The 26,744-nt window shown below is 68.0% G+C and carries 1 protein-coding gene; it reads right to left on the reverse strand.

The genetic code is table 11. The annotated features are described in order from the left end of the window. Positions 1 to 10: 10 nt before the first annotated feature. Entirely contained in the window at positions 11 to 26,740 is a 26,730-nt protein-coding gene (locus ACQPYR_RS39515; RefSeq protein WP_433624658.1) for a hypothetical protein, read from the reverse strand. Between the last annotated feature and the right edge of the window lie 4 nt (positions 26,741 to 26,744).

Consider the following 26,744-nt stretch of genomic DNA (forward strand, 5'->3'; position numbering starts at 1 on the left):
TGCGTGTGGATCAGCGGGTGAAGATTTGGGTGCGGCGGGTGGGGGTGGCGCAGACGTCGTGGATCAGGCGGCCCAGGTCGAGTTCGGGTGGAAGCGAGCGGTACAGGAGTTGGCAGACCACGGTGCCGGAGGCGGTTACAGCGAAGCGGGTTTGGCGGTTCTCGACGGGTTCCCATTCGATTGCGACGAGGGGGGTGTCGAGGTTGATGGTGTTGTCGCCGATGCGTAGGGCGAGGCCGGAAGGGGCACGGTAGAAGACGACCGGGGTGTCACCGAGATCACCGTATACGCCGAGTTGCGGGCCGATTCCGCCGCCGACGGCTTGGAGTGCGCCGGTTTCCGGGTCGAAGTGTGCGGGCACGCCGAAGCCGGAGAAGGGTTGGACGAAAAGGGTTCCGCTGTTGCCGTTCTGGGATGGGCGGTTTCGGTGGCCGTTGGAACCTTGGCGGTTTCGGGTCGGTGGTGGTGCGCCGATGGGCGGGGGTGTTATCGGCGGTGGAGTTGATTGAGTTGTCGAGTCTTGTTGCGGTGCAACGGGATTGATCGGCTCGTGGGATGCGTCGAGCCAGTCGGGAGATTGTGGGGCAACGGAGTGGTGCTGGCCGGGTGGCTCCGAAGGCACGGGTGCATCCGGGCCGTACGGGGGTTCCGACGGGCGGCCTGATGAGGGGGGGTGTAACCGGTCGTGCGGGGGCGTCGTCGGGTCGTGGGATGGGAACGGTAGGGGTTGCGGGGGGTCGGGCGTCGTCGGTGGCACCGGAGGCGCCGGCGTGGTCGGTAGGAAAGGCGGCACCGGCGTCGTCGGTGGGACCGGAGGCCCCGGCGTCGGCGGCAGGACAGGCGGCACCGGCGTCGTCGGTGGGACCGGGGGCTCCGGCGTCGGCGGCAGGACAGGCGGCACCGGCGTCGTCGGTGGCGCCGGAGGCTCCGCTGGCGGCGGGAAAGGCGGAACCGGCGTCGTTGGTGGCACCGGGGGCTCCGGCGTGGTCGGCGGAACCGGCGGTTCCGGCATCGTCGGAGGGAAAGGCGGCACCGGAGGGGTAGGGGGCGTCGGTGGGAAAGGCGGAACCGGAGGCACTGGAGGGGTAGGTGGAACCGGTGGTGTAGGTGGAATCGGGGGCTTCGGGGGGACCGGAGGCTCCGGCTGATGCGGCGGCACAGGCGGCTGCGGTAGCACCGGAGGCTCCGGCTCATGCGGCGGCACAGGCGGCTGTGACGGCACCAGAGGCTCCGGCTCATGCGGCGGCACAGGCGGTTTCGGTGGCACCGGAGGCTTCGGTGGGTGCGGCGGCTTCGGGGGTTCCGGCGGGTGCTTCGGCAGCGGCCACGTCGGATCGAACGGTGCCCTGCTGGGCGTGTCGGGCATCTCGTACTCGTGGTTCAGCCTCGGCGGATGCGGGATATGGGAACGCAGCACCGAGCCGGGCAGCGGCGACGGCTCCGAATCAGCGGAATCCGACCGCCCCTCCGGCGGCTCCTGCCCGCCACCCCGATTCGACCGAGCCCCACCGTCACCCGAACCCTCGTCCCGTCCACGACTCCCGCCCTCCCCGGCCGACTCCCCATCGCCCGCGCGACCACGCGAGGCACCGCCGGACGACTCGCCCTCACCAGCACGCCCGTGCCGCGCACGCTCATCAGAAGACTCGCCGCCACTTCCGTGCTCGGGACGCGTTGTCCCATCGGACGACTCATCATCCGCACGGCCACGCTCCCTGCCACTGTCAGACGACTCCCCATCGCCCGCACGCCCGTGCCGCGCCTGCCCCGCAGACAACTCCCCGTCACCTACCTGCTCGGAACGCGCTGCCCCGTCCGACGACTCATCATCCGCACGGCCAAGACCCACCGCACCGTCGTGCGACTCTTCCACGCCGGCTCGATCACCAAGCGTCACGCCGTGGTCCGATCCGCCCGCCGAACCGTCGGGAGACTCGTCACTCGCAGAATCACGACGACCCGCACCCTCAGACATATCCTGGCCATGCGTCTGCGCGCCCGGATCCGTGGCCGAGTGATCGTCTGTGCCCCGCAGCTCACCGGGTTCCGAACCTTCGCGGACCGGCGGCAGCTCGGGCGCGGACGATTCGCCATCGCGATCACCATGGGCCGTGGCTTCAGACGAGTCGGCGTGATCGCTGCTGCCTCCTGTGTCCGGCAGATCCTCACCGTGCTGCGGGCCCGAATCGGTGGCCGAGCTCGCGTCTGTGGTCAGCCGCTGTGTCGGCTCCGAAACCTCGTGAACCGCAGGCACTTCCGTGGTCGGCGCAGGCACGGTGCCCTCGAAGAGCGTAGGTGGTGTTTCGGCCGGTGCTGGTTGTGGGAGTTCGTTGGTCGGGGCCGAGGGGAGGGCGTGGGGCGTGTCCGGGTTCGGGAGTGCGGGTGGGGGGAGTTGGGGTTGGTGGTCTACTCGGGGTGGGGCGTAGGGGATTTTGGTGCGCCAGTCGGTGCGGGGTGGGCGGTTGGCGTTCCAGTCGAAGCCGATGCGGATAGCGTGTTGGTTGGCGTCGTGCCAGGCGCCGATCGGGTTGTGCCGCAGGTAGTTCGATTCGGCGAGGGCGTCCTGCAGGAGCAGGATGTCTTGTGGCAGTGGGGTGCCCGCGATCAGGCGGTTCCAGGCCTCGGCGACATCGGCGACGGCGTCGAGTGGGCGACGACGGAGGATGCCGTCGTTCGGGTCGTGCACCAGATGCGGATCGCGCATGAGGTGGTTCTTGATCTGCTCGATCTCGGTGTGGGTGAAGGCGGGGGTCGAGTTGTCGAGTCGGTCGGCGACCAACCTGGTCAATTCGGCACGGTCGACACCCAGGTTGCCGAGCTGGTCGCAAACATTGTCGACCAATCGTCTTGCGTCACCGGACTGTTCGTCGCGCAGATGGCCGGTGAGCGCGTCGACGATCGAATCGAGGTCGCCGGAGCTGTCGAGTCTTCGGGCGATCTGATCGACGATCTCCGCGGCCCGCACGGCACGTGCCGCACCTTCCGCATCCGGATGCGCGGCGAGGTGATCGACAATGCTGTCGATATCGCTGTCGTCGGCGCGGAACCGCTGGTATTCGGTGTCGGCCCAGTCCTGCACGCGCGCCCACGCGGCGTCCTGATCACGTTGGCGCTGTTTGTATTCCTCCGACAACTCGCCGCGATCGGGCACCCGATCCTGTGGATCCCATTCACGCGCCATCGGCTGCACATCGGCCACGCGCGGACGGAAGTAGGGATGTCCTTTGAATCCCGGACTGATACGGCCCGGATGGTCCTTATCGCTGTACCAGGTGAATCCGGACAGCTTCGCCGATTCGAGGATGATGCGCATGGTGTTGTAGAACACGCCCGCCATCGGCGGCTCGAAGGTTGGCACACCCGGATCGAGTGGGTCCATCCCGGGGATCCGCGGCAGCAATTCCTCATCGATCGCACCGGGTGGCGGATCCAGGAACGGGTCGACAATGGACGACTGGAACGGATCGACCGCCCAACCGCTGACGCCTTCCGGAAGTACACGCGGCTCGAATGCTTTCGGCACCCTGGGACCTTGACGGTTCGTCGTCCAGTCCGGGCGGGTCGGATTGACCGGATGCCAGTCACCATTGGCGTCCTGCCACCGCGTGAGATGGATTCCGGGCGAGCCTTCGCGCCAGCCCGCGGTGAGATAGTCGCGAAGCGGTGGTGCGAGTTCCTCTATGCGCACCGGCATCTCGCGCTCGGCGACGATCACGCGATATTCGATTCGCGTCTCAGGTCTTGTCATCGCCTGTGCCACCGCGGAATTGCGTCGGATCGCATCGGTGAGCGCCGCATCGTGGTCGGCGCGCGGATGCTCCAATGTGCCGCGTGGGGCCACCACGATGATCCGCGGATGTTCGCCCTCGACGAGGCCGACGCGATCCGTGATCGGCCTGGCACCCTCGGCGGCGAAGACGTCGCGGCACGCTCCGGCCAGTTCGGCCATCTGATCCTGGATGCGGCCGATCCTGTTGTCCGCCTGGTTGACTCGGCCGGCGGCCGCACGCAGCAGTTGCAGTTGCCTGGCGTTCTCCTCGGTCGGCGCGAGACGGTTCGCCGCATCGCGCAGGGTCTGGTCGATCTCCGCGGGGCCCAATGCGTCTCGGTTGACGCCGAGACGGTCTGCCAGGTCGTCGCACATCCCGCGCCATGGCTTACTGGCGAGCACTTCGGTGGCGCGTTCGGCACCGAGCCGGTCGAGCTCGGCGCGTGTCTCTGCCGACAGCGGCTGGTGTGCAATGACATCCGCGCCCTCGAGAGCGGCAATACGCCGATCCAGTTCGGCGAGGGCGGAATCGGCTTCGTTGAAGCGCTCCGCCGCGTCTTGCAGCTTGAAGATGTTGTTCTCGCGCTGGGTGCGTTCGGCCGAGCCCACCAATTCCGGTTCCGGCCTCGATGTTTCGTCGCCGGTGCCCGCAATGTCCCTGGTGCCGACGATATCGCCGCTGAGCTGCCGCAGGGTCGGCTCCAGATTGTCCTGGTTCAGGGCGTGATCGGGATCGCGAATATCGAAGCGTTCGGCGCGGTCATTGCGCTTGGCCCGCCAGAACTCGCATTCGGCCGCCATTGCGGCACGTTCCCGCACCAATGCGGCGTGCACGGCCTCCGGTGTTCCGGACAGTTCGAACGTCGCGATCGCCTCGTCGAGCCGCGCCACTTCGGCATCGGCACGGTTGAATTCGTCGGCTGCGCGCTCGAGTGCGTCGATCCGCGCATGTCGCTCGGCCTGCTCATGAACCAGCATGGTCTGGTTGCGCAGCTCTTCGAGAGTCGTCTCCAGCGGCAGGCCTGGCCGCAGCCCCTGCTCGACATCGACCGGTAGTCCTTCGGCGCGAAGTCGGCGAAGATCGCGCAATTCCTCGCGATCGGCGACGGCCACGGCACGCTCCGCACGCAGCCGCTCGAGTTCGGCTCGGACCTCGGGGGTCAGAGCGTCCGCATGGGGCGCAGTGCCGAGCGCGGTTTCAGGATCCGGCTCCGAGCCGTCAGCGTCTCCTGGTTCGAGCGTGGAGCGCGTGGGATCCGAATCGTCCGCGGCGGTGTTCCGTGTTTCCTGCGAAGGTCGCGTCGGATCCGAGGTGTCCGCAGCGGGACCCTGCGGCCTGGATCGCGTCGGATCCGAACCACCCGGATCGGTGCCCCGTGTTTCGAGCGCGGATCGCCTTGGATCTGAACCGTCCGTAGCGGAACCCTGTGCCCTGGATCGCGTCGGATCGGAACCATGCGTATCGGGGCGTGGTGTCTCGGGCGATGCCCGCGTCGAATCCGACTGTGCCGCAGTGTGTTCCGGTGGCGCTGCGGACCCCGAACCCGGTGTCTCCGGCGGACCTGTCGGGCGGGCCGGTACCGCTCCTTCGTCGGGCGGGCGGATCGGGGTGACGGTGACGACTCCGGATTCGTCGACCACGACGTGCAGATAGTCGACCTGGACGCCCTGATCGGCCAGCTGTCGGCGGAGCTCGGCGGGCATGACCTGCTCGGGTGCCGACGACGGCGATGCGACAACCACGCGCTGCCCATCAGGTGCGATTCCGACGCCCTCGGCGACCATATGCGCCTGTTCCCCGGCCAGCACGTCGCGAGACGCGAGCACGGCGGCGCGCTGCCGGGCCACGTTCTCCTCGCCCATCGCATGGATGTAGCGGCGCAGCTCGGCCTGATATGCACTGGCCGCATCCCTGACCTGGGCGGCATGTTGCTCGGCGGCCCGGAGATCCGCGAAATGCTGCACCATCTCATGGCTCGGGACGTGTTCACGATCCCGTATAGCGGCAGCCTGGTCCTCTGCCGCGCCCACCAAATCGTTGACGACGCTCTGTATTTCGTGCGGACTCAAACCGTCAGGGTTGACTCCGAGCCGCCTCGCACCTTCGGCAATGCCGGGTTCAATGGCCTGGCGGGCAGCCACAGTCTCCGCAATCCGCGCGGCCAAACCAGGCAGCGCATCGCGCAATTCCGGTGTGACAGGCTCGTGCACCCGCGAGGGCCCATCCTGCGGCCAACCGCCCGAACCCGATTCCGGTTGCCCCGGACTGGGCGGCTCCTGCGGCGGATGCTGCGATCCCCCATCACCATCAGCCTTCGTCGCACCCGCTCCCTCCTGCCCACCGAGCGGCCGAACCCGCACGTCCCCGGGCTCACCACCGTGCCGCCCGGTCGCCTCCTCCTGCACCTCCGACGCCGAATCCCGCCGTGCGGCCGACGACTTCTCGCCGACACCCAAGGCCGAATCGCCTTGCCGCCCACTAGACGACTCGCCCTCGACCGCCGATGAACCCTGCCGCCCCGCCGACGTCTCCCCACCCATGTCCGAGGTCGAGCGGCCTTGCCGCCCTGTCCGCGACTCTTCATCCGCCGTCGAGGCCGAACTCCGCCGCCCCGCTCCCGACTCCCCGTCCGAGGCCTGGCCCGGCCGCCCTGTCAGCTCCTCCCCGCCTACCGACGCCGAGTCGTCTTGCCGCCCGGCAGCCGACTCCTCGCCGACTCGCGAGGTCGAATCACCCAGTCCCGGGACCGATTCATCCCGCTGCCCGATCGGCGACTCCGCACGCACCGCGGGGCCCGAACCTTGCCGCCCGACCGACGAGTCCTCGCCTATCCCGGAGGCCGAATCACCTTGCCGCCCTGTCGACGACTTCTCATCCACCTCCGATGCGGAATCCTGCCTGCCCGCCGACGGCGCACCGTCCACCGGCAAGGGCACCGGGTCGGTCGATGTCGGTGGACGTCGTGAGCCATCGGTCGCTTCGGGCGAGGTATCAGTACCCGAATCATCCTGCCGTACGCGCCCATCCGCCGAATCATGCTGAGTCGCTTCAGTTTCCGCTGCGTCGTTGGCGACCGCACGGCTCAGTTCCTCGTTCAGCCGCGTCAGTTCTGCGTCGGCCTCGTCCAATCGGCGTGCGGCGGCCTGTTGTTCGTCCGCGTGTTCCGGGCTCGGGTCGGCCATAGCCTCGTCGAGGGCGGTGCGCGCGTCTTCGCGGGCGACGAAAGCAGCCTCCCGTTCGTTCGCGATGCGCGCGATTTCCGCCTGTCGATCGGCCGCGTCGGGATCACGCCCCGGCGCAGTGCCTTCCGGTTGAACCTCCGGCACGGATTCCGGTTCCATACCGGGTCGCGCGCTTCCACCGGCGCTCGGCGTATCCGGCGGGGTGGCACCCAACTGCGGCGGTAGCTCGGGGCCGGAGTGCTCGGGCGGCGACCAGGACGGATCGGGCGCGACGATGTCGACGGCGTAGGGAATGCCCACACGCCAGTCGGTGAGCGGCGGGCGGTCCGCGTCCCAGTGGAAGCCGAGGCCGATGGCGTGGGTGTTGGCGGCGCGCCAGGTGGCACCGGGATTGGCGCGCAGGAAGTCGGATTCGGCGCGCGCATCCTGCAGCAGGACGCGGTCTTGGGGCAGCGGTTCGCCAGCCATCAACCGGTTCCATGCCTCGGCGACATCGGCGAGGCGGTCCATCGGGCGACGGACATACGCGCCATTGGGATCGCTGTAGTCGCGCACCAGATGCTCATCGACCATCAGGTGGTTCTTGATCTGCGCTATTTCGGCGCGCGTGAAATCCGGTACGTCGTGGCGCATGTGCTGGGCCAGGATCTGGGCAATGGCGTCCGGATCCGCGCCCGCGCGCAAGAGCCCGCGAATATCGGCGATGGTGTCGCGCACCGCGTCCGGATCATCGACCGCGAATCGATTCACCAAATCATCTGCTACACGGTCGTTTTCGTCCTGCAGCCGCAGCAACTGCGCATCGACATCGCGGGTCGGATCGATACCGCGATCGGCGGTAACCAGCCTGTCCTGCACGGTCTCGACCACATCCCGTGCCGCGGCCACCTGCTGGGCACGGCGGTGGGCGTCGAGCCCGTCCATGATCCGATCGACATCACTGTCATCGGCGAGGAACCGCTCGTACTCGGCATCGGCCCAGTCCTGCACGCGACGCCAGTTCGCGACATCGCGATCCCATTCCCGTTGCAGCCCTTCGGAAATATCCACCCGATCCGCGGGATTGCCGTGTTCGGCCGGATCCCACGGCCGATGCATGGGCTGAATATTGCGCTCCGGTCCCGCGAACCACTCATAGTTGCGGAAGACGGTGCCGAACGGCGGAATCTTCTGCAGCCACGGCCGGGCCTGCACCCACTCACCGATCTCCGGATGCGCCTGGATCCAAGCCTTCACCGCCGGATGCTTCGGCGTCTGCGCCGCCATCAGAATCAGCCGGGTGATGTTGTAAGCGTCACCGCCCCAATGCTGTTCGAAGATCGGGGTGCCCGGCGGCACGGACGAGGTGTCGTAGCGGGACGGCGCCTGCGGCATGTTGACCGGTAGCGTGCTCTCCGCGATCTCGCCCGCCGGCACGTGATCGGTCGGCAGGGTGATGTCGTTGACGACATCCTCCATGGCCCAGCCGCTGACACCGTCCGGTGGATCCTTGGGCGTGAACTTCTTCGGCACGGTCCCGGCATCGCGATTGCCGACCCAATCCGGGCGGGTCGGATCGACATGGTGCACAGTGCCTTCGGCGTCGACCCACGACGTCATATCCATCCGTCTGCCGTTGTGCCAGCCGGTGCTCAGTCGTCGGATCTCAGGTGGCGGCATTCGCAGCGTCCGGGTATTGCCCTCGCGATCCGCGAGCACCCGGCGGTATTCCACGCGAGTTTCCGGACGCACCATCGCCTGGGCGACCGCGGGATCGCGGCGCAGCGCACCGGCGAGGGTCCGATCGTGATCCGCGCGCGGTGCCGTCGGATCGGGACGCGGACCATACACGATGATGTGGGGGCGCTCGCCCTCCACGATGCCGACCCGGTCGGTGACCATCCGGCCGCCCTCGGCTTCGACCTGCTGCCGCCATACGCCTGCGGCTCCGGCCATCTCGTCCTGTAGTCGGCCGATCCGATTATGCGCCTGGTTGACATCGTCGGCGGCCTGGACGAGTCCGTCGATCTCACGATGGCGCGCCGCTGCCTCATCCGGAGGCATCGGGCCATCGAGCACCTCCTCTTCCACATCGAATCGCAGGTTGTCGATCGTTCTGCGCAGCCGATCCGGTTGCAGCGCAGCCTCATCCGGATTGCCCGACTCATCGACGACACCGAGCCGGACGGCCAGATCGTCGCGCATGGCCCGCCGGGGCTTGATCTGCCGGAGCTCGTCCGCCCGCTCCCGTGCCATCCGATCGATCTCGGCAGCACCCTCCGCCGACGGCGGGCGGTGCCGTGCGACGCCCTGGTCCTCCAGCTCGGACAGCCGCTGATCCACGCGGCGGACCTGATCGTCGAGGGATTCGAAGTCCTCGGTCGCCGCAATGAGTTTGCGCAGCGCCTCTTCGCGCCGTCCCCGCTCGCCGGGCTCGACCGGGCTGCGCACCTGCCGGTTCGCCTCCTCGAGACCACCGAGGACGTCGACGACATCGGTCCGTGCGTGGGCATGCAGTGCTTGAATCGCCTCGTCGCGCGCATCCGGGTCCCGGCGCACCCATTCGGTCGAATCGTCCAGACTCAAATTGGCGGCGCGCTCATTGGCCTTGGCGCGGACGAACTCGCGCTCGCGCACCAGATCTCGTCGCTGCTGCAGCAGCCGGTCGTACTCGTCGACCAGTCCGATGCGTGCCGCGAGCTCGCCGACCTCGCCATCCGCCCGTGCGAATTCCGGTGCGAGCCGCTCTAATTCGGCGACAACTGCACGATCCGCGTCCGAAAGCAGTCGTCGCCCCGCGAATTCGGCAACCGTCGCCCGAATTCGGCGCGGCGTCCACGCATCCGCATCCTCCTGTGCCGAAAGTCGATCGGCCAGCTCAGCGATCCGGGCCGCCAGCGCATCCCGCCACGCGACCGCATCCGCATGCGCCCGCACCGCCTCCTCATGCTGCGATCCGGTCCGGGCTTCGTCTCCTGGCTCCGAGCTCCCGACTGCTTCCGTGTCATCCCGCCGGTTATCCGCGCTGCTCTGTTCACCATCCTGGTTCCGACCCGATGGTTCCTCCGGCTCGGACATCGGCGCGGCAGACGGGTCAGCGCGCCAGTTATCCGCGCCGCGCTCACCCTGGTTCCGACCCGACGCTTCCACCGGCTCGGACACCGGCGCGGCAGACGGGTCAGCGCGCCAGTTATCCGCGCTGCGCTCTTCATCACCCTGGTTCCCGCCCGATGGTTCCTCCGGCTCGGACGTCGGCGGGGCAGCCGGGTCACCGGGCGGCTTCTTCGACCCGCCACCAGCTTCGGCGACCGGTTCAGTGCCCTCATCCGGACCCGCCTCTTCCGGACGAACCGGCTCCACACCATCCGAATCGTCGTCGAAACGAACCAGCACAGGCGCCTCGGCGCGCGACAGCTCGGACGACTCCGGGATCGGTTTCGCCTCGGAAGCCGGACTGTCCGACGGATCGTGCGGCGGTTCGGACGGCAACGCCGTCGGCTCAGGCCCATCCTCATCCGACCGCGGCGGTTCCTCGGAAACCGACTCCTCGCCATCCGAATCACGGGTCGACGCCTCATCGACGGCTGGCTCGGAATCAGCCGAATCCGGTTCCTGGCGCACAGGCTCCAGACCGTTCGAAGCCTCGTCGGCGCCAGCCGGATCAGGCTGCTTCCCCGCCTCGGCGCGGGACGGCTCGGACGGTGACTCCGAAATATGGTGCGAGACATCGCCGGATCGGCCGGGCCACAGTTCGACCGGCACGGACGGCGCTCGGTTGACGTACTCGACGGAGCTGGACTCGCCCGCTCGCGCCTCGTCGACCAACAGGCGATACAGGACCTGCGCGGGTTCGGAGGCGTCGTCGCCGTAACGCTCCACTTCACGGAACGCGTCGGAGAGTGCCTCACCGGGGTCCACGTTGTCGCCGTCGAAGCTGTAGCGGGTGAGCTGGTCGACCCAGGCGCGGAAGTCCGTCTCGCCGGGGTGTTCGCGGGTGGCGAGGTAGTGCTCCCGCAGCGCATCCATCACACGCCGCTGTGCGCGGCCTTGTCCGGCGTAGTCGAGCACGTGGCCGAGTTCGTGCACCATCACGCCGTACACCGGGCGGTCGGCACCGATGACCCGGCTTCCATCGCGACTCGTCTTCGAGGCGAGCGTGTCCTCGTCGGATCCCCATGACTGTCCGCGCGCGGATTCCTCGAGGACGACGATCGACGGGGTCACCTGCCGAAGCCGTTCGGCCAGTGGCGCATCCGCGCCGACGCGAGGACTGGTGCTCGTGTACGCGACTCCGCCCTGGGGATGGCGCGGGTCGCCGGGCTCGATGCGGACGCCGGCGAGCTTCATCTCCGGATGCTTGGTCAGCATTTCGTCCACCGCTCGCGCGATTTCGCGAACCACCTCCGGATCGATGCCCTTGCGCCGGAAACCTTCCACCTCGATCGAATGCCGCCGTGCCAGCACCTTCGCGACCTGCCGCGGATTGCGCCTCGACCATTCGTCGTCGATCGGTCGCGACTCCGTCTGCACCGGTGGATGTTCTGTCGGGTCGGCCGACGACTTCGACTCTCCCCCATCGGCATTCGTATCACGAGCGCCGTCCGCCTCATCCGGGACGGGGATCGGCTTCGCGCCGGAGGCGGGGCTGTCCGGTGGATTGTGCGGCGGGGCGGGCGGTGTGGCGGTGGGATCGGGTCCGTCCTCATTCGGCCCCTCATCCGATTGTCGGAATTCGTCGGCCGCCTGGTCGAGTCGACGCGCCACCTCATCGAGACGATCCATCAACTCCTGATGCTCGGACTCGGCTTCCTCATCGCGACGCCGGAATTCCTCCTCGGCAGCAGCCTGCTCACGCGCCGATGCTGCTTCGATCCGCGACGGCGGATCAGTTTCTGGCACAGCGGTTTGCGGGTCATCGAGATCTCCGAACCGCTCCTCGAGACGACGGGACAGCTCGTCCAGATGATCCATCAACTCCTGATGCTCGGCCTCAGCCTCCTCATCACGACGCCTGAACTCCGCTTCCGCGGCGGCCGACTCACGCGCCAACACATCATCGATCCGCGACCGTGGATCCGCCGAATCCCGCTCCGCTGCGGCGCCTTCCGGCTCGTCGGCAATTTCCTCCAGCCGACGCGCCACCTCATCGAGACGATCCATCAACTCCTGATGCTCGGCCTCAGCCTCCTCATCACGACGCCTGAACTCCGCTTCCGCGGCGACCGACTCACGCGCCAACGCATCATCGATCCGCGACCGTGGATCCGCCGAATCCTCGCCCCCGCCCATCTTGGCGACCCACTCATCGAGTTCCGAAAGCGTGCGCGCGTTCCATTCGGCCTGTTCGGCATCCATCTGCCGCTTCCAGTCCGATCGAGAATCCGGCTCGGACGCCGCGCCCGACTCGTCGCCCCCTGACCTGACTGGCGGATCGGCCACACCACCCGATCCCGACTCCCGCCAAGCACCAGGCTCAGACGCATCGCCCCCAGACCGGACAGACGAATCGCCCACACCACCCGATCCCGACTCCCGCCAAGCACCAGGCTCAGACGCATCGCCCCCAGACCGGACAGACGAATCGCCCACACCACCCGATCCCGACTCCCGCCGGACACCAGGCTCAGACGCATCGCCCCCAGACCGGACTGCGGGATCGACCGCACCGCTCGACCCCGGGTCCTGCGGGCCGACGGGCTTGGGCCCGGGTCCGCCCTCGTCCGGCCCACCCAACCCGCGGGGCGCACCAGCCAACTCACTCGGAGCGTCGTAGAACTCGTCGAGCAGCGCCGCGAGATTTCTGATCTGTTCGGCGCGAGTCTGGATCTCCGCGCGTATGCGGCCGAGTTCCGCGGTCAGTTCGCTCGGACTGAGCCCCTCGTGCTTCTCGATCTTTCCATCGCGATAGGCCTCGTACACCTTGCGGAAGGTCGCATCGTCGGCACCCGCGATATCGACGCCGACGAGCCGTGCCCAGTCGCGATTCGGCTCGGGCCGCCCTCGCCCCTCGCCGGATGCGCCGTCGGTGCGGCCAGGATGGTCCGCGAGCACACTTCCGAAATCGAGCGGATCACCGGATCGCATTGCCTCAGTGAGGAGTTCACGCAACGCCTGCACGCATGCCAGTTCATGGACAGGCGGTTCGCCTGCGGCCCGCGGATCGGCGGACAGGTCGCCCCGCGACACATCGGAGTACGGATCGATATCGATCAGCGCACGCATGTATTCGGTGAGCGCGTCCACCACCTGATCGTGCTTACCGTCACCTTCGAGGCCCGCGATCACCTTGCGCAGCTTCGCCGGATCAAGTCCGTTCGCATCCAGTCCGCGCAGGATCTCACCGTCATCGGCGATCCGAATCTTGGTCGGCTGCAACGATTCCGGGTCGGCCCGACCGAGCTGTGCGGCCAAACGATCGCGTGCGGCATTGACCGCGCCCAGATCAATATCGCGCAGTTGCTTGGCGTAGTCGGCCAGATCCTTGAACTGCTGTTCGCGCCGCGCACTGCGCCATTCCGGATCGGCCAGCGCCTCGGCGACCCGCCGAGGCGTGAGCTCCGACTCCGAAATATCGAGCCGGTGCGCGAGTTGACCACGCGCATCGCCGATATCGTTGAAGTTCTCGATCTCGTTCATCGTGCGCGCGAAGTCCGCCAGCGCCTCGACCTGACCGGCGCGCAGAGCATTGGCCAGCTTCAGTTCCGCAATGGTCTGTGCCAGCCGATCCGGGTGCAGTGCCTCCGGTCCGAGGCCGAGTTCGTTTGCCAGATCCACGATTTCGGCGACCATCTCGGCCCGAGTGCGCGGCGGCGCATCGCTGTCGTGGCCGGGCGAATGGGTCGTCGGCTCCTCGACGGGTGCCTGCACGGCGCGCCACTGACCGTCGTTGTCGCGCACCATCGTGACCACCAGCTCGCGGCCATCGATGGCCTCCCGATGGTGGTACACCTCGGGTGTTTCGACCGGATCCAGGTGGATCTGGCCCACGCGATCCGTGCGGGCGTTCCGGTAATCGAGTTCGACCTCACCACGATGGAGCGCATCGGCCAAGGCAGGATCATCGGCGAGTGCCCTGGCCAGCGCATCCGCCCGGTCCAGCGGCCCGTTGATCACTACCAGCCGGTCCGGCGCGCCCGCCCCGACGGGCACCCGCGCGACCTGATCGCCGTGGATCTCCCCGACCGGCTCCTGCTCTCCGGCACGCAGATGCGGTTCGGCGGCCTCGGCGAATTCGGCGACCCTGGCAGCGCGCGCATCGTGCTCGGCCCACAACCTGCGCAGCGTGGCATCGAGATTGCGCGGGTTCACATCGTTGAGGTCCAGGCCGAACATCTGCGCCCACGTGGAAGCCTCGTCGCGAAGCTGGTCGCGGCGCAGGGCATGCTCGAAATACACCCTGGGCCCTTGGTCGCGGCCCAGTTCCTGGCCGTCCCCGATATCGCCCCATTCGCGCAGCGGGTCGGCGCCATTGCCGACTGGCCAGAAGTTCTGCAGACCGGGATCGCCGCCGAAGGCGCTGATCAGCTCCTTGAGGAAGCGGCCCATCGGATTGTCGTCGAAGATGCTGACCTGATCGGCCAGCGGCACCGGACGGCCCGTCGCATCGGGCGCACCCAATTCGGGGCCGGACTCACTGGTCTGCTCGTTCTCGTCGTCGTAGTCCTCATCCGCATCGACCCGCCGCGCATCGGGGTCCTCGATCTCCCCCGCCACCGGCTGTCGACCGTGCAGTTCGGGAGCCGAGTCGCCCAGCAGGTCGGCATCTATGTACGGCCGCGTGACCTCCTCGTTGAAGCGATCGGCCGCCTCGGCGAGGCCCGCGATCGCGGCCGCCTCACGCATCGTCCGGTATTCCTGTTCGTCGAGCACCCGGCGAATGGTCTCCGGACTTTCGTCGGGCAGGTCGAAACCGAGCCGGTGTGCCTTATCGGTGAGCGATTCGTCTTCCGGTGGCGGACCGTCGAGTTCGGTGGTCGGCTCCGGATGCGTCGGCTCGTGCTCGAGTGCCCTGGCCTCCTCGTCGGAGATCAGATCGAAGTTCTCCAGGTCATCGATGATCCGCTGTCGCTGTTCCGGATCGGCGACGGCCAGTGCCTCTTCCAGCACCGCCCGCGCCTCTTCCGGCGCGATGGCCTCGACCTCGAGCAGTTCGGTGACGGTTTGGCGCACCAGATCCGGATCGGCGTCGCTGACCCAGAACCGGTATTCCTCGCCATTAGGTGTGCGTGGCACGACGAAATCGCCTGCCACATCCCGAATTCGGCTAGAGAGCCTGTTCAGGATCGGCAGATGCTCCCGGTTACGCCAAGCGGTCCAGCCCTCCTTGGCGATTCGGGCCATATTGAGGCCCCCGCCTTCACTCTCCGGTGCCGGTCGAGCGACGGTTTCGTGCCCGGGTGTCGCCTGCGGCGGATGTGGCGTATTCGGATGCGATTCGAACAGGTCCGGCGCATGCTCGACGCCGTCCTTCAGCGCGTTCTGGCCACGGCGGTCCTCACCAGAACCCGACGGGTACTTCGGGTAGTCGCCCACGTAACCGCGCACGCGCATCCTCGCCCGAACCCGCTCCCAGGCTCGGCGCAGCGGCGACTTCTTTTCGGGGGGCTCGGAATCGGCTGGGCGAGCCGGTGTTCCGGATTCTTCGGGAGTCTCGACCCGCCAGCGACCCTCGCCGTCGGGCCGCACCTGTAGCGGCACCTCTTCGCCGTTCGCATCGATGACGACGCGGCGCGGCTCGTCCGGATTCGCCGGAGCGAACAGCCGCCCCGCCGCCTCCTCGGATCCGTTGCCGGAGTTCTCATTTCGTGAGTGCCCCGGATCGTCGGGCATTCCGGCGGGGACGGGAGGCTCCGACGGCGGCTTCTTACCGCCGCCACCGGCCTCGGCGGGCCGCTCGACTTCTGGCCGCGCCGCCGGATCATCGACGCGCAGCACTCGTGTCTCGCCTTGCGCACCGATCCGCAACTCGCGCACGACCGTGCCGGGTTCGGCGCGCAACTCCGCGAGCTGCGGATGTCGATCGGCCGCGGCGTCCAGCACGCGAACCGGATCACGGTCGCCCCAGCCGACCACGAACACGCGCGCCGGCTCACCCGGCACCACACCGACCCGATCGGTGACCGGAATCGCGCCCGCCCGCAACAGCGCGTCGCGCTGCAGTGCGATCGCCATCGCCTCGTCGAGCCGTGCGACCCGCTCCTGCGCCTGCGCGATGCGCTCCGGATCGCCTGCGGCCCTTGCCTCGTCGCGCTCGCGCACCGCCGCCGCATTCTCGGCCGCCAACCGATCCAGCACGTCTTGTCGCTGCTGCTGGGCTTGTCGCTGCTCTGCGCCATCGTCCGGATGCGCTGGTGGAAACTCCGGTGCGTCGAACGAATCGTCATCGGGCCGTGGGCGATCGATCGGCCGCGGCGCGGAGTCGCCCTGGTCCGAGCGGTTTCCGAACGACAGTCGGTCGGTGATCCTGCGCAGCAGGCCCTTCGGCGCACTGTGATCGTCGAGATCGGCCGAACCATCGAGCAGGATACGGCTGATGCGTTCCCCGAGCCGCCCCGAGTCGGTATCGGACATACCCTGGAACAGCCTGGCCACCACATCGCTCGCACTGCCGTCTCCGATGGGCGGCGCCACCCGCCACCCGCCGTTGCCATCGGACCGCAGCATGACCCCGAAGTCCCACGCCCGCGTCTTCACCTCGGTTCGGAGGAACTGCGGCCAGCTGCGTTCTCGTGCGGAATTGGCTGCGGCATCGTTGTATTCCGGCATGGCCACCTGCCGTGTCCGCAGTCGGCGTGCCACCTCAGCCGGGTGCGGCTCGCCGATCGACGGATCCGCCTCGGTGAGTTCGTAACCGCGTGACATGAAGCCCGCACGAAGTTTGCCCTTGCGGCTCGAGGCAGCGCTATCGCCGGTTTCGAAGGCATCCGGGCCGAGCTGGCGCATCCAGGCATCGAAGCCGAGAGCCGTCTGTCCGGCGGCACGGTAGCGCAGGTAATGCGCAAGCATTTCGGTGGCCTGCTCGTCTGCGCCCGGGAGACGGTAGGGCCCCTCGGCGATACCGGCATAGATCCAATCGGCCGACAGCGAGCCGTCGGGACGCTGTCCCACTTCCAGGTATTCGATTCGGTGCGTGTCGTCCCACAGCACATTGGTGTATTCCGGACGCGTCGCGGCCAGTTCGCGCAGCGCGTCCATGTGCTCGCCCGCAGGCGCCGCCACCACCAGACGTCCGCGTCCCACCGGCTGGTGACCAGGAAACTGGGCGACCCGGTCGGTGAGCCGAGTCCCACCCGGATCCCGTGCCAGTTCATCGTCGAAGAAGCGATTGATGCGGTCCGCGGCGTCTTGCGCGCTTATCCGGCGCGGCGACGCGTCCTGATCGGCCGGATGCCCGGTTTCGGGCTCGGTCGTATCGGACCACGGGTGATAGTCGTCGACGTTGTCGCCCGCATGCCGTGCGACATCGAAGGCGACCTCGGCTCGTTCCGGACCGACCTTATCGATGTATTTGCGCAGTGCTTCACGCCCGGCTTCGTATCCGGCCCGCTCCGGCCGGATCGCCGGATCATTCGAGCGAGCCGCAGCGCGCTCCGCACGCTGATAGGCGCGATCGTATGCGTCGGCGTAGGCACGTTCGGCCGGACCGACCGGCACGAAACGGCCCGAATCACGCAGCAGCCGAAGGGATTCGATTTCCACCGCGTACTGACGGCTGCGCTGTTCCCGGATCGCCGGTGTGTCGGTGTGGTGCGTGGGCGGCCCCTCGCCGGGCGCACGGGTGATGCCGTGCGCGCTGTCCCACTGTGCGCGATAGAAGGCTGCGAGGTCACCGCCGTCGACGCGCGGACCAAGCTCCACCAACCGGTTTCGCACTTCACGGGCGGCGCCATGATGTGCGGCCGCATCGACCATGCTGTCCGTTATCCCTCGGTTGGCGCGGTAGGCCCGCTCGGCTTGCTGCTGTGCTTGTTCGAAGGCGTCCTCATATGCCTTGGACAGCAACGTTTCCGGAGCCGGTGACGCTTCGGTCCCGAACTGCCGCCACCGATCGAATTCGAACGCTCTGGCCTGCGCGACGGCCTCCCGATCCAGCATCAGATCGACGTATTCGTCACGTCCGAGCGTGAATCGCTCGAGCGGACCGTCGCCGAGCTGTTCGGCCAGATATGCCGCCCGAATCGCCTCCGCCGCATGCTGGGACGGTGCATCGGTCAGGCCGAGCAGCACGGTATTCGAGGCCGGGTCGTATCCGGCATCGACGCCGCGCTGCTGTCTGCCGTCGTAGCGGCTGGAATCCACGTCGAGGCCGAAGCGGATCTCGACCCCGTGCCTGGCCAGTACTTCGGCCGCCCACCGTCCGAGTTCGTTACCCCTGAGGATGCGCTGCAGCCGGTCCGACGCCACCTGCGCGGTGTCGACTATCGACTGTTCCGGCAATGCCGCGGCCGGTTCGTCCGGCGTTCGCGGTGCCACCAGGTGGTCTACCTCCGCACGCACATCCGCCGCCGCAGCGTCGACCCAGGCGGCACGCAAATCCACCGGCTCCCGGCGCACCTGGACGGCACCGGAATCGTCGACGCTGACCCGGACCCGTTCCACGAGCGCATCGCCGTAGCGGATGGCGCGATGCAGATCGGTGCCTCGATCCGCCGCCGCGCGCGATATCGCGGCATGATCACCGCGAGCATCGACCACGATCACGCGCGGTGGTTCACCTGGCAGCACCGCGACGCGGTCGTTGACCCAATACTGCTCGGAGACTTCCGGACCGAGCGCGTCCTGACCGACTCGCGCCGCGATCTCATCGAGCAGACGGTTACGCCGCGCCTCCACCTCGGCATGTCGACGGGTCGCCTCGACCAGCGCTCGCACCTGCGCGGGGCGCTCGGAATTCCGTGCGCCCACTGGCCGGATTCTGTCGTCCGCCACCGCCTGTCGGCCACGCTCGAAAAGCTCCCGGTCGCCGCGGTGGGTTTCGGGGTCGAAGGCGCCGAACCGTCGGACCGCACGATCCCAATCGCCCTCGACCGCACGCAGTTCCCGGGTGAGCGCCGCATGTTCGCGGACCAGACGCTGCAGTTCCCGCGCCGATTCCGGGGAGGACGGCTCGTGCATTCCATCCGGATCCTGATGGGCATCCCAGGTACCGCCGTGGATATCCCGCAGACTCGCGCCCTCGCTCGGATACAACGGCGAGTCGAACATATCGCCGGACAGCAGCGCCTCGATGCCCGCCTCGCGGCCGATTCGGCGCAGTTCGTGCTCGCCCAAGCCCGGATCCGCGGCGGCCACGGCCGCGTCGCGGGCAGTCAGATACTGCTCATGCAACGCGCGGGTGTAGGCCGAATCCGCAACATCGTGTGTGGTCGGGGCCGGTTCCGGATATCCGGCCGCGCCCAGCTCACGGCGCAACTCGGCCTGCCTGCCGAGCACCTCTGCTTCCGTGCGCAGCTGTGCGTCGACATAATCCGCGCGATCGGTGGCGCGGATACGGGACGGATCCACCTCGACCCGACCGGACAGCACGGCATCCGCGAGTACCGCCGCACGTACCAGCGCCTCCGCCTGGGCGGGCTGGCCGCGGTCATGGGTGTCGACGGACACGTCCATGGTCCGGCCGTTGAACGAATCCGGCCGGCCACCTTCGAAGCGCACCGCGGCACCAGCGGCCCGCAGCGCATCGGCCGCTTCGCGGCCGGTTTCGCTGCGCCCCAGCAGTTCCCACACCGGAGCACCGGCCATATCCCGCGGCCGGACCTGCCAGGCCCCGGCGTCCGGCTCGGGACCGTCGCCGGTCGGCCAGAACTCGGGCGAATCCGCCCCGTCGCCCGGCGCTTCGGGTCGGACCGAGGTCTCCGGCCTGTTGAAATGCGCGACGACCTTCTCGTATTCGCCCGGCCGACCGCGCATCGCATCGTGGTCGAAGCTCACCTCGGTGAAGCCGAGCTCGACGGCCAGTTTGCCGGTGAAGGTGTTGCGCGCCGACTCTTCCGGAGTCAGGTACAGCTCCTGCACACCGGCATTGAAGGTGTCGAGGTTGTCTCGGACCCGGTCGTCGGCATTCCACTCGGCACGGATCTCGGTCACCTGATGTCCGAGCTCACGCATCATGTCCCGGAACATTTCGCGCCCGGTCGGCGTGCCGTCACCCACACGCACCGTCGCGCGCAGTACGCCGTCCGCGTCGATCCGACCGTGGATGCCGTGCTGGTTGTCCCCGCCGTACCTGTTGGTGTAGGCGTTCGGGCGGTCGTCGAAATCGTCGTCGTGCCTGCTCGAATCCTCCGGTCGCACTGCGATATCGCCGTGTTCGGACGGCAGATCGGCGGCGTGCGCACGGATTTCGGCCAGACGTGCCATCACCGTGTCGTGCCACTGGCCGCGACCGTGCTTGTCGAACTCCGGGCGCAACGCGGCGACACGTTCGGTGATCGCGTCGACCACCGCGCGGGGCAGATGGTGGTCGATGACCTCGATGCTGTCACCGTTGCGACGCAGGAAGTGTTCGGCGAACGGGCTCAACGCATTTCGCGCGGCTTCGCTTTCCTCGAAACCACGACTGTGGTCGATACCGAGCACCTCGCCGTGCGGGCCGATCATCCAGCCCTGTCCGTCGCGGTCCGGAATCCGGATCAGCGCGTCCAGCAGACCGAGCGCACGGCCCGCGACGGTATCGGCGTAACCGAGCTCGTGCACGTCGATGAACTGCGGATGCCGTTCGGCCGCAACACGTCCCGCCAACTTCTCCACGTACACGACATTGGATTTGGCGTGGAACACTTCGGGCACATTCGTACCGATAGTACGGCCGAGCAGCGACGCCAACCGCTCGGCGACGGCGTGGCGCGGATTCATGACGGTCTTGCGGATCAGTTCGGTGCCATCGTTGAAGGTGACAAGCTCCACCTTCCTGGCGGCATGCCCCGAGGCCCCCTCACTGAGCACCGTGACCGAACGCTCACCGGAAGCGATCGCGGAGCGGACGATATCGCCGAACGAGCGGATGCCGTGCGCGTCATCCCAAGCGTGGCCGTAGAACTCAGCATGGTCTTCGGTCGAATGCTCGGGACGATGCCGAGCCACCTCGGGGCGGATGGCGTCCAGGCCCGCATCATTGGCGATTCGATCGAGTTCTGCTGCGGGCGCGTGCGGATTCTCTTCGTGCGCTCGGGCTCGGGCTTCGTCGTAGGCCGCGGTGTAGGCGCGCTCCAGCGGCGTTTCGGTGAGATCGTGTCCGGCGGCCCTGAGTTGTTTCGCCGCAACGATTTCCAGTGCGTGCGCACGGGCTTCCTCGTCGAGCATGCGCGTGTTGTATTCCGCGCGCGGCAGGCGCATGCGTTCCTGCGCACCGCCGGGAGTCTCACGGGTATGTGCCAATTCGACGTGGATGGCGCCGTGTACCAGCGCGGCCATCTGTGCCGCATCGGAGGCGCCGACGTCCAGGGCGAGGGTGCGGCGGCTCGGGTAGTAGCGGTCGTCGGCGCCGGACTCGTGCACGATATCGACGTCGTGGCGGGTGAGCACCTCGTCGGCCCAGCGGCCGACTTCGCTCTCCCGCAACTGTTCTCGAATCCGGGCGATACGTTCCTGGGCCGCCTGACCCGCGCGGTCCAGTGGCGTGAGGTCGGTGGCGCGATCGAATTGGTTGGGTGACGGCTCGTCGATGGACTCGACCCTGATGCGGCCGACCTGGTCGGCGTCGACGTTCAGGTGCTCGCGCACGACCCCGGGCCGGTCGAGCAGTTCGCGGATTTCCTGGTGCTGCTGCGCATCGCGCAGGACGCGCTGGTGGTCGTCGGTGCCCGACGCGATGACCAGTCGGTCGGGCTCGCCGGGGATATGCACGATGTGTTCGTTGAGCATCCGCGCATTCGGGTTCTCACGTACGTGTTGGGTGAGAACCTCTTCGATCGCCGCATTCGCCACCTGGTCGGCGCGGTGGTCGTAGGTCGCCTGGGCATGCTGACGCTGGTCGGCCAGGTCGGCGACGGTGCGCAGCTCGTGTTGTTCGGTACGCAGTTCGGCCTGCCGCTCGGACCGAACATCAGGTCCGGCAAGTTCATTCGTGATGCGCTGCAGGCGGTCGGTGATCTGGCGTTGCAGCGGCTGTCCAGCGAGGGTGGGATCGAGGCCGAGGGCGGTCGCGCGCTCCGCGAGTTCTTCCGAGGTGTCGCGCAGGTCACGGAAGGCCGACTCGCGGTCCAGCGCCGCCGTACGCAGGCTTTCGGCGATATCCGCAGGGGTGTCGTGCATGCGCGCGCCCGACGGGAGTTCGGCACTGGCCGCATGCACGCGGTCCCAGGCGTCGCCGTAGTAATCGGTGTAGTTCTTGCCGTTTTGCCACTCGTGGGTGGCGATTTCCCGGCGTAGCGCATCGACGGCGACCTCATGTGCGGCCTGGCGGACCTCGGCCGGGGTGAGCGACGAATCGCTTGCCGACAGATCGGCGGCGGCGCGGTCATAAGCGGCGGTGTAGGTCTCCTCGAGCGGGTTCACGGCGATGTCGTGGCCGAGATCCCGGAATTCCTGGGCCAATTGGAAGCGTCGGCCCGTTGCCGCAGCCTCCTCGTCGACCATGGTGCGCACGAATTCGTCGCGTGCCATCCCCCTGACGTCACCGGTTCGGCCCTGAACATACCGTTCGGCGTGCACGGATTCGTGAGCCAGAGTGAGCGCCTGCTGGACATGATCGACACCCGAGGTGAAGGCGACTGCGGTCAATTCGCGTCGCCGGAATTCACCGGCTCGGCCGTCACCCGCGGACGGCTCGAATCCGTCGCGAACGGGACTATTGTCGAAGCTCGCCGCGATCCGCCGCCCGGTCTCGGTATGGCGCAACAGTTCACGGACCTGATCGGGCTGCGCATCGAGTGAGCGGCCGATGCGGGCCTCCCGATCGGTTGCAAGTGGCTGCTCGGAGCCGAGCGGGTGCAACGGATTTCCGGCCGGGTCGAAGGCGATGGCGTACGTGCCACGGAGCTCGCGCGGCACCGTCGGCGGGAACCCCTCCACTCGGCCCGCCCCCGGATCGCGCACCACGATCCCGCCGTTCTCGTGCACCAGCACATACGCGTGCGCGCCGACGTTGTACCTGTCGACCGCGCCGCTGTATTCATCGACAACCAGCGCCGAAGACCCCTCCGGCATGGAAAGCAACAGCCGCGCGATCTCTGCATGACCCTCATACGAACGCAACTGCCCACCCGCGGCCGTCTGCACCTCCGCGGCCGTCATCCCGTCCAGCCCGATCATCCGCTCCGGCAACCTGATCGCCGAACTCCCGGTGAGCGCCTTGATCAACCGCAGCGACAACTCCGCGCACCGACCACGATTCCGCTCCGGAATCCGAGGCTCATCGCCACCTTGTCGCTGCTGAACATCCGCCCCATCGCGCGCCCTATCCGCAGGCGCATCCCCCGTGTTCCGATGCGCATGCGGCTCGGCCACCGGCTGTGGCACGAAAGCCACTGCAGGATCAAGAGATTCAGCCCGCTGACGCGCCGCCTCGCGCCGCGCCTCGACCTCCTCCCGCCGCACCGAATCATCGGCACGATGCGACTTGGCCGGCTCGACATCCCCACCCCGATGCGCCCCGTCATCCCGCGCCGCCGGGTCCGTCGCATGCCGGACGTCGGAAGGTTCGGAGCGCACCGGAGTGTCGTCGGCGGCGCGCGCGATGCCCTCGTCACCAAGGTGCGCGACACCGTCATCACCAAGGTGCGCGACACCGTCGCCACCAAGGTGCGCGACACCGTCATCACCAAGGTGCGCGACACCGTCGCCACCAAGGTGCGCGACACCGTCGTCACCGGAGTGCGCTGCACCCTCGTCGCCCTCTTTGCCGGGACGCACTGCATCATCACCGTCGGCGCGAACGACACTCTCGCCCCCGGGGCGTACGAGACTGTCCCCTGCGGGGCGCGCCATGCCGTCACGCTCGGGGCGGGCGGCACCGTCACCGTCGGCCCGCGCGGCACCGTCGCTCGCCGACAGAACACCGCCCTCGCGGTCGGGCAGCACCGGACTCTCGCCCTCCGGCCGCAGCACATTGGTGCTGTCGGGGTGTACCACGCGGTCGTTGTCCGGAGGTGCCACGCCGTCATCGTCGGAGTGCATGGCACTGTCGCTGACAGGGGGCACGCCACCGTCACTATCGGAGCGCCCAACGGCATCCCCATCGAGCCGCACGGCACCGGCACCGTCCGAAGATGCAGCGGTGTCACTGACAGGGGGCACGACACCGTCACCATCGGAGCGCCCAACGGCATCCCCATCGAGCCGCACGGCACCGGCACTGACCGGAGATGCGGCGGTGTCACTCACAGGGGGCACGGCACCGGCACTATCGGAGCGCCCGACGGCATCCGCATTGGGCCGCACGGCGGCGGCACTGTCCGGGGGTGCAGCGTGGTCGCTGTTGGGGCGGACGGTGGCATTGCCGTCGGCGTGGGTCTCGGCGTGGATGGGGGCTGGTGCTGCCTGTGGGCCTGCTATGGGTTCGGCGGTGGGGTGGTTGGGTGTGAATTGGGCTGCGCTCGCGCGGATTTCGGGTGTGGTGCGGAGGGATTCGGATTCGGAGGACGTGTCGCCGGTGCCGGTGTGGAATCGGTCCGGGCCGGGGCGGCCGTCGGTGGTGGTGCGGGTATCGGCGGTGGATGGGGTTGCGGAACGTGGGTCTGTGGTGCGGGGTTCGGCGGTCGGTTGTGGGCGGGTCTGTTCGCCGCGTGCGGTTTCGGTGTTGGAGGTTGCGGCGGGGCGCATGTCGGTGGTTGAGGTTGTGCGCGGTGTGGATGGTGTTGCGCCGGTGCGTGCGTCGGGTGCGGCGTGGGTTGGCGCGGTCCCGGGATGCATAGGAGCAGTGCCGGTTCGGAGTGGGGTCGATGCCGCGGCGGCTCCTGCTTGCGCGGCCACGTTGTCGCCGGAGATGCGCGAACCATCGGCGTTCGTGTTCGAAGTGTGTTCCGCGCCCGCGGGGGTCAGGGAGGCCCGGGTACCGGCATCGAGGCGGCTCTGTCCCTCGCGCGCCGACGCTCCCGCGTGATCGGCCGACCCCGTACGGTCGCCGGCACCGTTGAACTCGGCATTCGAATTCGCCTGTACCGCAGAGGGATCCGAATGAACCGCAGCTTCTCCTGCGGGCCGGACGGCACCGTCCGATCCGGTTCCCACCTCCGAATTCCGGGTCGACTGGTCGACTCCACCATCCGCCGTTCCATCGCCGATGCGCTGCGTGGCTGTGGAACCATCCGCGTCGGCGCGCACAGTCGAGGAATTGTCATCACCCGCGTGGGCGGCCGCACCATCATCACCTGCGCGGACGGTAGCACCATCATCACCAGCACGCACAGCAGCATCATCAGCACCCGTGTGGGCGGACGCACCATCATCACCAGCACGCACGGCCGCACCATCATCACCCGCGCGGGCAGTCGCACCATCGTCACCAGCACGCGCGGTGGCACCATCATCACCGGCATGCGCAGTAGAACCATCACCGGAGGCCCCCGCCTTCGACATACCGTCGTCAGCACCATGCGCCTGCGCCGAATCATCGCCCGCACCAAGACTATTCGACGAACCATCAGCCCCCGAACCGTCGTCCACGGCATGCGCTGTCGAACCATCCGCCGTACCGTCCCCACCGCCACGACCGGCGACAGGCTCCGCCGTGTGCCCCGCGTTCGGCGCCCCCTCGCCGGTCTGCCCGGTTCCCGAACCGGCGCCCGCACGCCCACCGGCATCGGCACCATCACCAACCGGACCGGCATCGGGGCGAAAACCAATGCGGGACAGGTCATCCGGATTTACCCGCGTACCGCTCGGCCGGTACCAATCCGGATGCCGATTGTGATAGAACTGCTCGGCCGCCGCTCGATTCGCACCGGACATCGCGCCGTTCGAGGCGCCCGCCGTCAACATGCGCAGGTCGAATTCGGTCTTCTTCAGACCGTCGACGGCCTTGTCCCAGCCACCTTCGGGTCCGGACTTCGCCCAGGTGAACGCGAACTGCGCGCCGACGCTGCCGCCGAATCCGGCGATGGCACCCACTGTGCCCGCCGTCGCGCCGGTGAGCAGTCCACGCAGCCAGGCCTTCATCTCGGTCTCGGCGAGCTTCTCGCCGAGACGCTCGCCGATCGGGCTCGCGACACCGGCGCCAGCCGCGGAACTGATCGCGGTGATGGCGACCTGCTCCCAGTTGACCTCTTTGCGATGTCCCGAATTCACCTGGTACTGCTGAATTCCCCAGTCCTGGACGGTGCCGAGGACCGTGTCGATGGCAATGTGGCGGACCAGGAAATTCGCCAGTCGACGCCCGAGGAATTTGGCCACGATCTCGACGATCTTGTCCATTATCCGCTTGGCGATTATCCGGATGGCCACCCGTGTTCCGGCAATCGCGAGCGCCTCCTCCGCGGGCGCGGTCGGCGGAAAGATCCATGCGATCGCGATCTCGGCCGCAAGCAGCGCGAGGGAGGTGATCAGCATGAGCTGGCCGTATTCGATTTCGGTGCCGACGCTGGTTGCCGAATCGGCCAGCTTCTCGAAATCGCGGGCCAGCATTTCGAGTGATTGCGGACCTTCGAGATAACTGTCGAAGTTGGCGATGATCGCCTCGATGCCGTCGCCGTCCTGATATGCCTTCAGCGACGCCGTTTTCGCATGACGGATATCGGGCAGAATGTCGCGCAGTCCGGCGGCCGCAGCGCGCCAGTCATCGGCCAGCCCCCACATGCCATCGGGATCGCCCGCAGGCCAGTCGGATCCGGCGACCCATTCCAGCCATTTGAGATAACCCGGCAGCTCAGCCATCTGC

Origin of the sequence: Nocardia sp. CA-120079 (genome assembly GCF_050955745.1) — a bacterium.
GTDB lineage: Bacteria > Actinomycetota > Actinomycetes > Mycobacteriales > Mycobacteriaceae > Nocardia.

Coding starts and splice junctions, on each gene's coding strand:
- ACQPYR_RS39515 (WP_433624658.1), bottom strand. CDS start 26,740: ATGGCTGAGCTGCCGGGTTATCTCAAATGGCTGGAATGGGTCGCCGGA.